The organism is Rubripirellula reticaptiva (assembly GCF_007860175.1).
Taxonomy (GTDB): Bacteria; Planctomycetota; Planctomycetia; order Pirellulales; family Pirellulaceae; genus Rubripirellula; species Rubripirellula reticaptiva.
In genome coordinates, this window is sequence record NZ_SJPX01000004.1 from 518,589 (window position 1) to 532,686 (window position 14,098).

At 50.1% G+C, this 14,098-nt stretch carries 12 protein-coding genes; 7 read left to right on the top strand and 5 right to left on the bottom strand.

Features of this window, described 5'->3' with window-relative positions; genetic code table 11:
• The first annotated feature begins 4 nt into the window (after positions 1-4).
• Complete coding sequence (locus tag Poly59_RS18960; protein ID WP_390621506.1) at positions 5-1,432, top strand: DUF1501 domain-containing protein; 1,428 nt, start codon at positions 5-7, stop codon at positions 1,430-1,432.
• Positions 1,433-1,610: 178 nt separating this feature from the next.
• On the opposite strand, the gene Poly59_RS18965 is transcribed toward Poly59_RS18960, so the two are convergent.
• Entirely contained in the window at positions 1,611-1,961 is a 351-nt protein-coding gene (locus tag Poly59_RS18965; protein WP_146535684.1) for a hypothetical protein, read from the bottom strand.
• Positions 1,962-2,255: 294 nt separating this feature from the next.
• On the opposite strand from Poly59_RS18965, the gene Poly59_RS18975 reads away from it, so the two are divergent.
• Positions 2,256-3,275: a tyrosine-type recombinase/integrase gene (locus Poly59_RS18975; protein WP_186776385.1), complete on the top strand. Its 1,020-nt coding sequence runs from the start codon at positions 2,256-2,258 to the stop codon at positions 3,273-3,275.
• Between the two features lie 50 nt (positions 3,276-3,325).
• Here the strand turns inward: Poly59_RS18975 and Poly59_RS18980 are convergent, their stop codons facing one another.
• On the bottom strand, positions 3,326-3,748 hold the full coding sequence (locus tag Poly59_RS18980; RefSeq protein WP_146535687.1) for a hypothetical protein: 423 nt from the start codon (positions 3,746-3,748) through the stop codon (positions 3,326-3,328).
• Complete coding sequence (locus tag Poly59_RS18985) at positions 3,741-4,397, bottom strand: ParA family protein (RefSeq protein ID WP_146535688.1); 657 nt, start codon at positions 4,395-4,397, stop codon at positions 3,741-3,743. Before Poly59_RS18985 ends, Poly59_RS18980 begins: the two co-directional genes overlap by 8 nt.
• A gap of 698 nt (positions 4,398-5,095) precedes the next feature.
• On the opposite strand from Poly59_RS18985, the gene Poly59_RS18990 reads away from it, so the two are divergent.
• The 5 genes from Poly59_RS18990 to Poly59_RS19010 all read left to right on the top strand — a co-directional run bounded on the left by Poly59_RS18990 (position 5,096) and on the right by Poly59_RS19010 (position 10,563).
• Entirely contained in the window at positions 5,096-6,235 is a 1,140-nt protein-coding gene (locus tag Poly59_RS18990) for a replication initiator protein A (RefSeq protein ID WP_146535689.1), read from the top strand.
• Positions 6,236-6,290: 55 nt separating this feature from the next.
• A complete protein-coding gene (locus Poly59_RS18995) occupies positions 6,291-6,635 on the top strand; it encodes a hypothetical protein (RefSeq protein WP_146535690.1) in 345 nt (114 codons plus the stop codon).
• A gap of 1,295 nt (positions 6,636-7,930) precedes the next feature.
• Complete coding sequence (locus tag Poly59_RS19000) at positions 7,931-8,650, top strand: hypothetical protein (RefSeq protein ID WP_146535691.1); 720 nt, start codon at positions 7,931-7,933, stop codon at positions 8,648-8,650.
• A gap of 163 nt (positions 8,651-8,813) precedes the next feature.
• Positions 8,814-9,653, top strand: a complete 840-nt coding sequence (locus Poly59_RS19005; RefSeq protein WP_146535692.1) for a PEP-CTERM sorting domain-containing protein — start codon at positions 8,814-8,816, stop codon at positions 9,651-9,653.
• A gap of 103 nt (positions 9,654-9,756) precedes the next feature.
• A complete protein-coding gene (locus Poly59_RS19010; RefSeq protein ID WP_186776386.1) occupies positions 9,757-10,563 on the top strand; it encodes a PEP-CTERM sorting domain-containing protein in 807 nt (268 codons plus the stop codon).
• Between the two features lie 67 nt (positions 10,564-10,630).
• Here the strand turns inward: Poly59_RS19010 and Poly59_RS19015 are convergent, their stop codons facing one another.
• Positions 10,631-13,261, bottom strand: a complete 2,631-nt coding sequence (locus Poly59_RS19015) for a methyltransferase (RefSeq protein WP_222436138.1) — start codon at positions 13,259-13,261, stop codon at positions 10,631-10,633.
• Positions 13,262-13,423: 162 nt separating this feature from the next.
• On the bottom strand, positions 13,424-14,047 hold the full coding sequence (locus Poly59_RS19020) for a JAB domain-containing protein (protein ID WP_186776387.1): 624 nt from the start codon (positions 14,045-14,047) through the stop codon (positions 13,424-13,426).
• Positions 14,048-14,098: the final 51 nt, after the last annotated feature.

The following is a 14,098-nucleotide window of genomic DNA, read 5'->3' on the forward strand; positions in this document are numbered from 1 at the left end:
AATGATGTCGCCATTCGAGCAATCCATGCAGAGCAACCGACGGCTGTTCCTGAAATCGGCAGGTCTCAGTTTGGGTGCGATCTCGGCCGCTGCGCTGGATCATTCGCAAACGAGTGCAGGTGTTTCGACGTCGCATCATCCGGCGACCGCGAAGCGAGTCATCTATTTGTTTCAGTCCGGGGCGCCGTCGCAGTATGAAACGTTTGATTACAAACCCGGGCTCAGAAAGCTTGCCGCAACCGAGTTGCCTAACAGCATCCGTAATGGACAGCGTTTGACGGGCATGACGTCAGGGCAATCAAGTTTTCCAATCGCGCCGTCAAAGTTCGATTTTCAACAACGCGGCGAGTCGGGCATCTGGGTCAGCGATTTGTTACCGCACATTGCGAAGGTCGCTGACAAGCTGTGCGTGGTTCGGTCAATGCACACCGAAGCGATCAATCACGACCCAGCGATTACGTTCTTTCAAACCGGATCGCAATTGTCGGGCAGGCCCAGCATGGGCGCGTGGGTGGCCTATGGACTCGGTTCGATGAATGAAAATTTACCTAGCTTTGTCGTGATGGTTTCGCGAGGAACGGGGCGCGCCGCAGGTCAACCGCTTTACGATCGACTATGGGGCAGCGGTGTGTTGCCGGGGATACATCAGGGTGTCAAACTGCGGGGCGGCAGCGAACCAATCTTGTACTTGTCGAATCCAGCCGGTTGTCCACCCAACATCCGCCGCGGGATGCTCGACGATCTGAAGCAACTCAATGCCGAAAACTATCAACGAACTTTGGACCCCGAAGTCCAAACTCGTATTGAACAATATGAACTGGCGTTCCGGATGCAAACCTCCGTTCCCGATCTGACGGATTTTTCCGACGAACCCCAATCGTTACTCGATAGCTATGGTCCAGACGTTCAAAAGCCAGGCACGTACGCGCGGAACTGTCTGCTAGCCCGACGTCTTGCTGAACGCGACGTTCGTTTCATTCAGCTTTTTCACATGGGTTGGGATCAACACGACAACTTGCCCGATCACATGGGCAAACAGTGTCGCGATACCGATCAGCCGACTGCGGCCTTGATCAAGGATCTTGAGCAGCGAGGTTTGCTGGAGGACACGCTTGTGGTTTGGGGTGGCGAATTTGGGCGGACTGTGTATTGCCAAGGCAAACTGACGGAACAAAATTACGGCCGTGACCATCATCCTCGTGCGTTCTCGATTTTCATGGCGGGCGGTGGCGTCAAGCCAGGTATCGTTCATGGCGAAACCGATGACTTCGGCTACAACATCGTCGCTGATCCTGTCCATGTAAATGATCTGCACGCGACCATCCTTCACATGCTGGGGATCGACCATCGCCGACTGACAATCCCGTTCCAAGGACTCGATCTGAAACTCAGTGGGGTCGAAGAACGACACCCTGTTACCGCAATTCTCTGATCTTGCGCAATCCCTGTTCTTTCTCAAGAAAGTTCGGCTCTCCGGCGCTGTGAATTCTTGCCGCCAGACGTGCCAGCGGTTTGTCGATTCATTCCCAGGACCAAGACTTTTTTCGATTTCGTCCTTGCCGCCCTCGACAATGACTCGGTGATAGTTATCGGAGTGGCTGTGGGGCGGATCAAGGAAAAGCAGGTGGATGGAGTCGGCACGAAATCGGGAAGCCACCATGGGCATTCACCCATGATCGTCTTCTCGAGTTGAGCACCCCTCGCCTGGTCAGAGCACTGCCAGTCGCCAAGGATGATTTGACTTCTCCGTGTTTGTCATGAGTTCTGTCGCGGCGATGGGCAACGATTTCCTTGACCGCCGGATCCGCCTGCAGTTCGCCCACCCCCACCAGAATGTTCTTGGCGTACAACGAGACTTTTTGCTTACTTGTTTGGAACAGCTCGGCAACTTCCATCTGGCCGACAAAAATCGTGCCGCCATCGCCCGGCACTTGCAGCCAAAGTTCAAAGTCGTCGGACATGTGCAGGACCGGATCACCTGCGACGCGTTGCTTCCGCCACAATCTCCCCCAACCACGATCGCGTCCGAGGCCAACAACGAAAAAAGCCCGCAAAACGCTGGGTTTTACGGGCTTTTCGGTGATGGACGATACAGAACTCGAATCTGTGACCTCCACGATGTCAACACCGTCGTTGATTTGCCGTAACTCGTTTGCCACCAATTACCTGGGTTTGGAACGAACGAAAAAAGGCAGAGTTGGGGGCAGAGATACGAATTTACTCTGCGGCTTTAACTTCCACCGGAGTGTAAAGCTGTGTCATCAAAACGCGAAGCGAAACCATTTTTCCGCAAATCAAAAAACGCCTGGTACCTCCAGCTTGGTAAACGCCAAGTGAGCCTTGGGCGGGAGAAAAAGCAAGCCTGGCAAAAGTACCATCAATTGATGGCAGACAGCGAACCGATTCGCGAAACCGCCACGGTTGAAATGCTCTTTGAGCGATACCTGGATTGGGTTGAGGAGAATCGAAAGCCGGGAACGTACAGCAAGATTCGTGACAATTTGTCGTCTTTTGCAAAGTTCATCGGCAAGCAGACCAAAATTGCCACACTGAGCGGTTCGGATCTCTCCAATTGGGCTGAAGGGCAAAGCACATGGTCATCGACGACACGAAATGAAGGGATAGGCTCGGTCGTTCGATGCTTTAATTGGGCGGTAGGAAAAAAGTACCTAAAAACCAACACGGTGGCTCAGGTGCCAGACAAGCCTCGTCGGAAACGCCGCGAAACCGTGATCTCAACTGACGAGTGGACAACGCTGCTCGGTTTCGTCAAAGACCAAGCGTTTCGTGATCTGCTTTGCTTTATGTGGGAGGTAGGCTGCCGTCCCCTGGAAGCTCGTACGATGGAAGCAAAGCACGTCAACTTGGACGCAGGCATCGTCATCTTTCCGCCATCTGAGGCAAAAGGCGAACGTCATGAGCGAGTGATTTATCTGACAGAAGCAGCAAAACAGATCTGTGCTCGCCTCGTAGCAAAATGGCCAACTGGTCCCATCATGCGAAACACTCGCAACCGACCATGGACAAAGGACTCGATCAACTGCCGGTTCTCCAGGCTCAAAAAGAAAACCGGCAAACGCGTGTTTGCCTACGCCATTCGGCACAGCTTCGCTACTCAAGGGCTAATCGATGGTGTGGACTCGGTTACCTTGTCACAGCTCATGGGACATGCTGACGTAAGTACGTTGGCAAAGAACTACGCTCACCTTTCAAGAAACCAACGCTACTTGAAAGAACAAGCTGAATCGGTACGAAAACGCCCTGACGCAAACTAAATCGGTTCTGCTCTCTTTAAAGTGAATCATCCTACGCTCCAAGGATGGAGCTAGGATGTGATGGATTTGTACTTTTCAAAAAGAAGCCCAAACGCTTCATCTGCTAAGTCCTGCTTTCTCCGCCCATCTCCTGCAAGCTGGAGAGTATGAAAGAGGCGGCTGAATTTTTGCTCTGTTTCGTCAAGCACTTTGAGATTGAGATTTCGGCGAACTTCTTTTTTCGTAATGCGAGGAGCTGAAGTCCCCTGCCCGCTTGCGGTCTTCTTTTTGATCGGCTTTGCTTTTATCGCAGCAACTTTTTCTGTTGGTTTTTCAACTGGCAATTTTTTTGCTGCTTCGGTTGCCGTCGTCTTTTCTGCGAGCTTGGCACGATCTTTTTCCAAGCGTCTTTGTTCGAGGCGTTTTTCAGTCTCTTCAAGTTGATCGTCGACTATCGCAAAAGTTGATGAAAAATTTGGTGCTCGACTACTCATTTGAAACTCTCTGTTCGTTGTTCAGTCTTGGCAGAATGATTTCAGCAACAAGCGATTGAACATCGGTTGCGGGACCATCTTTTCCACCAAAGCGTTTGTCTCTCATCACGCTAGTGTTTCGCTTGATGGCAATTCGTTCTCGTATTTCAGTGTCTGCCACTGGAATGCCGTAGCGAAGCAAGTTTTCACGCACGCTTGGAACCGCAATGTCGTTTTTCAGTGTCCGAGTTAGAACGATACTGGCGTCTGGCTTCCCTCCCTCGCTTCGACGTTGTTGTCGTCTGACAAGATTGATGACACCAACAGTTTGAAGAAGATCTTGCTCAGAAACGCAAAGCGGAATCAGAACTAAATCCGAGAGCAAGCAAAGCGTTGAAACTTGGTCGCCTTCTTTTCCTGGTGCATCAATGATGACGTGATGCCCTGACTCAGAAAGCTCCTGCACTTCGTCATCGATTCCATCGAGTGACGTTGCTGAGCGAAGAATCAAGTTCGAATCAAAGTTCTTGAGCAGCGTTGCCGTTGGCGCGTACTCTTCCGCGTCCACAAGAGCTGTCGAAAATCCTAAGTCGTTCAAGTACACCACCAGATTTCTGGCAAGAGTGCTTTTGCCGACACCACCTTTACTGTTTGCAAGTCCAATTATCATTTCGCCTTGAAGGTTACCAATCAACCAGACAATCTGACAAGATAGTAATATTGCTCACCAGCAATCTTTCTTGTGAGCAATCAAGAAAGCAAGTCAGCAATCTTTCTTGCTTGATTGCTTACTTGCTCACCAACATTGTGCGCTTAACCTTGATTAAGAGAGCGTTGCCAACAGGTGTTTAGCGGTGAACTGGCCGTATTTAGCTCTAGTACTCCGCAAACAGGTCAGTACGGTGCAATGACTGTACGAAAAAACTTGGCTTCCAGCGTGAAATTTGAAGGTCTGGCAAAGTAACAAAAGCACACAGGCTGAGAACCACGAAGGACGGCAAGCATTGAAAGAGTGGAAGTTCTGCAACTGGAGCCTTGTTCGGCTTGACGTCGCAGCCAGCCCCAGATGGCGTTCGAGTTAATGCTTGCTTGAACGCATCTGTTCGAGCTAGTCTTGCCTTGGTTTAACGAACTTGAAGTATGGCGGCAAGCTATCGTGTTCAGAGACGGGGCTATCGTGTTGATAGACGGGCGTACCGTGTTGAGAGACGGGGATCTACCGTGTTCAGAGACGGGTTGTACCGTGTTGAGAGACGGATTGTACCGTGTTGGCAGACGGGTTTGGTGGTCGATCGTCAATGAAAGCAAGCCCTTAGCGGGGCGGAACTTATAGAACTTAATATAACTATATTAACTTGTATTTTGATTTTGAGTAAAAAAGAACAAAGAAAACAAGCCGAAGTCATCCAGCTATTTGGGCGGGACGAAATGAATCTAGTTGAGATTCCATTTGGTCCAATTTCAAAGACGCAAGTGAAGACGCTTGAAGTAGAACATGAAACCTACGACAAGCAGCTTAAACGCTACGTGACTCGAAAATTGTTAATGACTGGCACCGATGCCTTCGGCCTTCCTCAGCCTATTGATGACCAGGTGATTGTTGGCCTCAAAGCACTTACCTGCAAAGCCAAATTTGAATCAAGGCGAGTTGAATTTAGCCGTTACCAGCTATGCAAAGAAATTGGCTGGCCAACAGACGGGCGTTCGTACCGGAGGCTTGAAGACTCGCTCGATCGAATTGCGAGCACGACACTGAAATTTAAAGACTACTGGTGGGACAAGGGCGACCAGGCATGGAAGTCGAAAACCTTCACCCTAATCGGAAGCGTACAGATTTGTTCACGAGATGAATTTGACAGAGCAAGAAAGAACAAAACTGGTGCTGGTTATCAGCTCTGTTCATTTGAGTGGAGCGAGGTTGTCTGGAAAAGCTTCACCGACGGTTACGTCAAGAAGGTCGACATGGAAATGTTCCGACGCGTTTCTTCGGGACGTAGCAAAGAGGTAGCAGTTCGGCTTTATCGAGTGCTCGACAAACGACTGTACAAAAAGCAGACGTGCAATTTCAAGCTAGAGCGATTGTGCAAGGGAATCATCGGACTCAGTGATTCTTACTGCCCAAGCGAGATGAAACGCATCCTTGAACGTGCAGCGAAGTGGCTCGTTACATGCGGTTGTATTTCAGGAATGGAAATCAAACCCGATCGCAAAACCGGGGAGCTAATGGCAATTTTTCGACGAGTGAGAAAACTTCCGACATTCAAGAACCTAGATGATCCAGAGAGTGGAAAACCTGCAAGCCGTCCATTGCTTCAACAATTTGATGGCATGAAAACGGCGCAACGAGAGAAGCTGCTAAAATCTGCAATTGAGTTTAGCCGGACTCATCACCCAGAACAGTACGAGGGCTTCCAACGAAGCGAGCAACGAGAAGGGGAGGCGTCTCGGGCATATCTTGAACTGATTCTGAGAACCTTCCTGGCTGCAAACAAAAAGAATGCTGCATAACCTGCATTCGCGTAGATATCCTCGCAGCCATTGTCTGCGAGCGGTCAAATCAGCTATGCTGACCGACTACTTCAAAGCAAGGAATTTGGATACGCAAGACAACGTGCTCGCCAGAGCATTGCATCGCGTACTTTCCGATGAAACTACAAAGATTGATCAAAAAGACGAGTCTGGAAAAGCCGGGGGAAGTCTGTATCTGTTCGAACCTAAAACGCTGTTTGCTTTGCGTTTCAATACCCTGCAAAATCAGCCCGTGGAACGATTCCACACGTGTCAGTGTTCAACAAACGTTAAAGCACTTTCTTTCGATGTAAGAACCGTTGCGAGTTTGGCTACCAACCAAACAAGCTGTGCTTGCCTAACCAGCGAGAGAGTCGGCGAAAGCCAACTCTGTTCTTAGTCAGTAGAGCTGGATGCCATGAGAGTGGCTCGTCCAGTTCGACGGGGGCTGCTAAGCCTAATCCCGTCTCACTTAGTTTGTGAGCGGTCTAATTCTTAGCTTCTACCCGATAGCAACAGAAAGTCTGAATTGGAATTTCGGGCGACACTGAAAAACCTCCCGTCGGTTTTTGATTGGAGGCCGTTGTTTTGGAAGTGGTGAAGCAGCTAAAGGGCTGCGTAATCCACCGAAGGGGATTGTAGGTCTCTGACCTGCTTTAACCTTCGCCGCCGCGTGGAGCCTGGTTGCGGTAACGTAACCAGCCGGGAGGCCGACACCTCTCGGGTACCTGGAGAAACACCAGGACGTGAAAAGCTCAAGCGTGAAAGGGGAGCAATCCCTTGGCGGTAAGTATCTCTGAAGTGGTTGCCGAAAAGGTGCTGGGCTTGCAATAGCGTACCCAGCACGACGAACGGCCCAACGTGAAACGGTAAGGGGAAGCTTCTGTTTTCTGTCCCCTGAAACCTGGCGTCAAGCCAGTGGAGTAGGAAAGCCTGACGGCTTCACCTATCGCGTTGAACAGCTTGCGAGCTGTTACAGGTCATGTGGGGTCACGCCCACTAGTCACCAGAGCAGAGACGCATCTCGATGCAACTAAAGTGGGAAGCAGTCATGTTGCCGCCGTTTGGTTATGGCGGGGCCTTGGAATGTCACCAAGGAGCAAGCGTGAGTGTGGGAGTGAGTAGCAAGTAGAAGCAGGTCAAGGGAAGGTCTCGGAAGAGGTCTTCACTACCCGGCGGGAGCTTTGCCGTGCTAGCGGCAAGCGAGATGAGGCAAGGCAGTTTCAAACCGTTCTGGACCTAAGGTGGTACTTGGGTTTTGACAGACGACGAAAGCTACGACTGACCAGTGGGAGCATGCGTTCCCGAGGTCGAAAGAAAGTTGATGCGAGTTGGTGCTTACTTTTTGAGTGGCACCGACTCGCTTTCTTGATTGAATGCAGTGCGGTTAGACGCGAGTTTCCCTGACGGGCAATTGGCCTCTAGCAGTGAGCTGACGCAGTACAGGCGACGTTCGCTTTGCGTACGAAGCTTAGGTTTTAGAAAGGAAAGAAATCGAAGGCCAATGGAATTGGCCGCAGGCATTTTGGAAAACAGATGTACTCGCGAGTTTGGCTTTGCAAACTCCCTGAGTACGATGTTTTCAGCACCGTAGGTTCCTTCACACGAGTGAAACGAAGGTTCTGGCTTTCGCGATTGTGCCCTAACAATCGCCTCACCTGAGACGCCTACGGGCGTTTGAGGTGGAGGCAAAAAATGGCAAGAAAAGAGTACCGATACGTTGCAACGTCAAAGGCCGGGTTTATCCGGCAGTTGGTCAATTACGCCCGTCACGGCTACGTGTTCTACGTAAAGGGGCATGTACGAAAGGGGTTAGATCCTGAGCGAGTTGATGACAAGCTGCTAGGCCTTTACGACGTGCGTAAGACTGACGCGCAGCGTCACTGGCGCAAAAAGAACGGAAACTGCAACTTTCAATACCTCCGGTTTGAACGCACCTGGGTGCTGCTCTTAACGCCTGGTGAGCAACCAGCGGAGTTCATGAAGCGAGAAAGAAACAACATCAGAAACCTTGAGCGAGGAGAGCCGCTTGCCGTTTGCGGCTATTCGATTTGCCGCGTGATGGGCGATTTCATCAGAAACCGAGACAAGCCAGAAGACACAACGGGTGCTGTCCGAGACACCAAGCGACGAGTTCGGGTGCAAATTTCAAAATCTGAATTCAAGGAACTAAAGGGCGAGTTCCTGCGACATGCCAGGACTCGCTCTGAGGATTGGTATCGGCTAAAGTTCTATCATTCGGGCTTTGAGCCATACGCTCCTATTCGTAAACAGCTGCTCGACTTGCTTCGAATGGTGAACGCGGCTCGGGCACCGCACGGGTTGCCGAAGATTAAACCCGACTGCATTCGCTACCGAATTGAACCAGTGAAGGTGTTTGAAGCTGTGAGCGAGGCCGGAAAACAAGCTGCATAGCGACCAGCTTGAGTGCGGCAACTGCCCTGACTAGACTGGTGGGGGGGAAGTAGCTGAACCTCTCGTTTGAGGGGAGCCATGTTCGCTTCATCTTGCAGGTACTTTGCGAAGCGATTCGCTTGAAGTTTTCACACCATTCATTTTCTAGATACAGCGACCTTCAATGCGTTCGATTGCAATTCTCGTGCTGTCCCTGGCACTCGTGTCATCCGCTCATGCCGCAACCATCACCGTCATCGGAGGTGATAACATCGGCTCTGATAATTCGACCGTAAATGGTAACGGAGTTGTAGGTGCTCATGGGAGTGCAAGCTACTCTCCACTGACTAATCTAGGGATGCCAGCAATTCCGTTTTCAGCGGACGGTTCGACTCGTCTTTATGACTTTCGGATTATTGCCGGTGTTCTTCCAAACTCAAATGCCGGTTTGACTAACGTTGATTGGTCGAATCAGAACTGGACGCTCTCCGTTTTTAGCGATACAGCCTACAAAAACGAGCAAATGCCATTTATCTCTCATGCCTTTGGGGCTGAACCTGATAACTGGTCTGGATTTAATCGTGTGAGCTCTACTTTAAACGTGCCTGATACGGCTTCCTTTGGAGACTTTGGAACATCGGGGAATATCGACCAAGGTCTCTACGACTTACAGTTCTCATTAGCTGGTATTGAAGACTTTGAAGCACCTCTAGCTGCTGGCGACTACTTTATTGCTATTCAATCCCATGCTAATCAATCTGCCTTTGGCGAGGGCGTACTTGCTATTACTAGGAGTGCTGTTCATCCTGACTATTGGTATGACAGCAACCAAATCTTACCCCAAGCCGTGGTGCCAAATTTGACACCATTCACTGACGTCGGTGTTGCATTCTCGGTAAGAGCAATCGCAGTACCGGAACCAAGTTCTCTGATGCTTCTGGGGTTTGGGTCTTGCTGGGCAGTGTGCAAACGTCGGAAGCGAGCTGCTAGCTACGAGACCAACGAAGGCAGCAGCAATGTCTAGAAAGCTTGACCAGTGCGGCTCTCGCCTCCTTCAAGTTGCCCGACCAAGCTGGGGGCCTTGTCGGCTCCGTTCTCGCTCGACTCCAAGTCTGAAATATTTAGAAATGCGTGCGATTCCAATTCTCGTGCTGTCCCTGGCACTCGTGTCATCCGCTCATGCCGCAACCATCACCGTCATCGGAGGTGATAACATCGGCTCTGATAATTCGACAGCCAACGGCAATGGAGCTATAACAGCTCATGGGAATTCAAACTATTCTCCAACTGCTAATCTAGGCATGCCTGCAATGCAATTTTCAACGGACGGTACCTCCCGTCTGTATGATTTTAGAATCATTGCAGCCGTTGTTCCTGACTCAAACAGCAACTTGACGAACGTTGACTGGTCACAACATAACTGGACACTCTCGGTGTTTAGTGATGCCGCGTTTAAAAACGAGCAAATGCCATTTATCTCGCATGCATTTGGGGCTGAACCTGATAACTGGTCTGGCTTCAATCGTGTAAGTTCTACCTTAAACGTTCCCGATATAGCTGCGTTTGGAAACTTCGGAACATCGGGTGATGCAAGCCAAAATCTCTACAATCTGCAGTTCTCATTACTTGGAATTCAAGACTTTGAAGCACCGCTCGCTGCTGGCGACTACTTTATTGCTCTTCAATCCCATACCAGCCAGACTGCTTTTGGAGAAGCTGGCCTTGCTATTACTAGAAGTCCTGTTCATCCCGACTACTGGTACGACACCAATCAAATCTTACCCCAAGCCGTGGTGCCAAATTTGACACCATTCACTGACGTCGGTGTTGCATTCTCGGTAAGAGCAATCGCAGTACCGGAACCAAGTTCTCTGATGCTTCTGGGATTGGGGTCTTGCTGGGCAGTGTGTAAACGTCGAAAAAGGAAAGCCTGAAACGCGAATCATGCATTTGCAAGTAACCCGTAACCGAAGAACTCGCCGCTAAGCAAATTGCATCTCATCAGCGGTCAATGACCACGAGCCTGGTTCTGACGCCTGTGTGCCGAAAGGAATCAACACCCTTAAATGTATCCTCTGGTAGCTGCTCGCTTGTGCCAGCGTTGTCATCGAGCCAGGCACGAAAGGCCTCGGCCTTCTTGTCAGAGCGAAAGAATGGCCCCTCGCTCATGATGGCCACCATGCGTCCACCAGGCTCTAGAAGCGAGTAGGCGTGCTGAACGTGCTCAATATCTGCCCCATTTTCAAAGGGTGGATTCATCACGATACGGTCATAGCTTGCCTTGTGCTCAAGGAAGTCAGAAAACTCAACCTCGATGCCCTTGGCTCCCAATACGTCGGAAAGCGTGCGGTTAAATTCAATCGCTTTAATGGCAACGCCTGGCACGCGTTCAGCAATCGCTTCAACGATGTCACCCTTACCGGCGTTTGGTTCTAAGACGCTGTGATGTGCTTCAATGTCTGCATGGTCAAGCATGTCTGAAATGGTGCTCTTTGGGGTTGGGAAAAAGCCTGGAAGCTTCTTGCCGATTAGCTCCCGTTCAGCAATCGCTATCGGGCTATCGCCCCTGACAGATGCTTTGTGCGGAAGGTACTCATAGAGTGCAGCACGTAGCTCATGAACGTCAAAAATGTTCGCTCGTCTTACGCGGTTGAATCGTTCAAGGTCATCCCTCATGTGGTCTGAAGTCATCCGAGCTGGAAGCCTTGAAAGAAAGTCAGTCAGCTGGCTTATCTCGTACTCTGCTTCAAAGGTCACGTAGTCTTCCGTGTGGTTGCGAAGCCTCTTTTCCATGCGGGCCGCAGCAAGCTTTGCTCCTGAGACGCCCTTGGCAATAGAGGCAGCTTCAAGTAGGTGCTGCTTGTAAAGAGTGGGGAAGGGGTACTTTGCAAAACGCACATCAGCCTCACCGTAGGGCTTGTCTGATTCTGTTTCTTGTCGTTTGTGATGGTTGTAGCTTCCCTCGTTTTCAAGCTTCTTCACTTCCCTTATCCGAGCGTACTTTGCCAGGTAGAGAATAGAATCAAGCTCTTCGATTTGCACCTTAAAGCGTATTCCATCAAGGAACTTCGCTTCACCTGTTGAGAGTGCTTCAGCTATCGAGTGAAGTGAGCGGGCAAGGGCCTGGTCAGCATGAGCACGGCCCCTGATGCCAGCTTGCATGTCGGCACGTCTGACTGTGTTTTGAAGCGAGTTCTCGCTTGCTTCAATCGTTTCTTCAGCTTTATCGAAGGTGCTCTTTGCAAGCTCGTGAAGGCGTTCAGCAGCCGTCAGTTCTCGGCGTTCCTTTCGTTGCTCAAGCACGTCTGTTCTGTCAACGTCACTTCCCAGTAACGCTGTAAAGCGTTCAGCTCGCTCTTTGTCTAGAAACTGAAAACCAGCATCTGCCTTTTTGAAACTTGAGTACCAGCCGCCAAGCATCTTCGCTTTGTTCTTTAGCTCTGTGAACGTGGCACGTTCAACGCGTCCTGGAAGTTGGACAATCCAAAGCGAGCACTCTTTCTTGTCGTGGTAGCCTTCTTTGACGGTGAAAGCGATGTCTGAAAGTTCCTCTGATTCAAACTGGCTAACGGACTGCTCTTGTCTTTTCTCTGCTCGCCGTTTGCGGCTGATACTTGCGTTCAGCTCGCTAAACGTCCGTAGTTGAGAATCAGAAAGTTCAGCTTCTCCCAGGTGGCGTAGGAACGTGTGGAATTCTGAAAGCGTTTCTGGGTTTGAAACTGCTTTTTCGGTTTCCTCCTTCGCATCATTGCGTTTTGCAAAGTAGGCTTCGATGTCGGCTTTAGTTTGCCCAAACACTGCATCGCGTAGCACCTGTTCTGGGTCTTGGCCCATCACGTAGGAAAACGAATCTGCGAGATGAAAATCGTGCAGTAGCATTCTGTGAATGCTTGCAGCGTTTTCTTCCTTTCTTTGGCTCTTGGCGTTCCAGTCACCAAGCCTTGAGGCAAGGGCTTTTAGCTGGGGAGCCTTTAGGCGGCCCACCAGGTCAGCAACAAAAGCGTCTTTTGATTCGAGTAAGCGAGTAAAGCCGTCTTGGATTTCAGCAACGGTGATGCTGCCATCGCGGAGCTTTTCCACCGTCTGCTTGTGGTCAGCAAACAAGTAGGGCGTAGCCTGTGCGGGCACGCGGTCAGCCTCTGTGAGCGTCTCGCCGTGCTTGCTGTTTAGCCTCTCTATGACGCCTGAAAGGGGTACACCCTTTGGGGGTTCCTCTATTGGCTGTTTGCTTGGGTAGATGTAGCCAAGGGAAAACCAAATTCCGTCTGTCCCAGCTCTGGCACCTGGAAAACGGATAGACACTTCGTTTCGAGCGTGACTGATGCCAACAACTTCTCCGTCTTTTTGCTTATCCTTAGTAAGATTAACCCTTACTGTATCGCCTCGAAGAATGACAAAGCGATGTGGTACTTGGCCGTTAACGGTTCCAACTCTATCAACTGTGATGGTGTCTCGGTCGTGCTGATTGCTAGCCTCTGGCCAATCAAAATGAAGTTTACCAGGGTAGTGAAGTATTCTCGGCTGTTCACGCTCGCCCTGTGGCGGTGGTGGCAGTGAGACATCTTCTTGTACCTTGTTCACTTCCTTTGTGGGCAGCTCTGCTGATTCAAAATTGAGCATATATTGTTGCATTGTGTTTTTCCTTTTCATCGTTTCCTGCCTCCTTTGCTGGATTTGTTTACCTTTGCCCAAAGCTAGGTGAACAATTCCAGAAAAGGCGGCAGTTCGTGCAGCACGCCCTGCACGAACTGTTTAAGTTTTTATCGAAGTGAATTCTGTAGAGGCGAAATCGCCCTACCAAAGCGACGACTCCTCACGCAAAGAAGTAAAGCCTTGGTCACTCACGACAACGTGGTCAAGAACTGCAATCTTTAGCACCTCGCCACACTCAATAAGTTTCTTTGTTATTGCAAAATCACTTTCACTAGGTTGCACCGAACCACTGGGGTGATTGTGGGCAAGAATTACGCTTACAGCTCCCGTTAAGACTGCTCGTTGAAATATCTCACGAGGGTAGACAAGCGTTGCGTTGGCAGTACCAGTTGAAATGACTGAATACGATGCAATCTGATGGGAACCATCAAGATAGAAGGCAAGAAAGTGCTCTCGACTGTTATCAGGCAGCAGCAAGCGAGTGAGACCAGCTACTTGCTTGGCATCTCTGAGAACTTCCCGTTTAGTTTCCTGAAGTCGGTACTGAACATTTACCTCGCGTATGAATCGATGGTCAGACGAAGCTTCAACTGGAATTGCTTGGTACCCAGTTAGCTCAGAAAACCAAGTTTCAATCTTTCGTATTGAATGTTGAATGTGAGTTTCAGTTGGATTTTCAAGAAAGTCCATCTCTTCCTCAGACAAGTATGCGATTACTTTGCTGATTGATTGGGCGACTTCTTGGGTCAGGTTGTGCTGGTTCATCTGTTTTCTCCTTGAAAGCTTCATTGCCTTTGCCCCAAGCATGGTGATGAA

Bases quoted from the DNA above. Each gene is read 5' to 3' on its own strand.
- Poly59_RS19010 (WP_186776386.1), top strand. From the start codon at position 9,757: ATGCGTGCGATTCCAATTCTCGTGCTGTCCCTGGCACTCGTGTCATCC.
- Poly59_RS18965 (WP_146535684.1), bottom strand. From the start codon at position 1,961: ATGTCCGACGACTTTGAACTTTGGCTGCAAGTGCCGGGCGATGGCGGC.
- Poly59_RS18980 (WP_146535687.1), bottom strand. From the start codon at position 3,748: ATGAGTAGTCGAGCACCAAATTTTTCATCAACTTTTGCGATAGTCGAC.
- Poly59_RS18960 (WP_390621506.1), top strand. From the start codon at position 5: ATGTCGCCATTCGAGCAATCCATGCAGAGCAACCGACGGCTGTTCCTG.
- Poly59_RS19005 (WP_146535692.1), top strand. From the start codon at position 8,814: ATGCGTTCGATTGCAATTCTCGTGCTGTCCCTGGCACTCGTGTCATCC.
- Poly59_RS18985 (WP_146535688.1), bottom strand. From the start codon at position 4,397: ATGATAATTGGACTTGCAAACAGTAAAGGTGGTGTCGGCAAAAGCACT.
- Poly59_RS19000 (WP_146535691.1), top strand. From the start codon at position 7,931: ATGGCAAGAAAAGAGTACCGATACGTTGCAACGTCAAAGGCCGGGTTT.
- Poly59_RS19020 (WP_186776387.1), bottom strand. From the start codon at position 14,047: ATGAACCAGCACAACCTGACCCAAGAAGTCGCCCAATCAATCAGCAAA.
- Poly59_RS19015 (WP_222436138.1), bottom strand. From the start codon at position 13,261: ATGCAACAATATATGCTCAATTTTGAATCAGCAGAGCTGCCCACAAAG.
- Poly59_RS18995 (WP_146535690.1), top strand. From the start codon at position 6,291: ATGCTGACCGACTACTTCAAAGCAAGGAATTTGGATACGCAAGACAAC.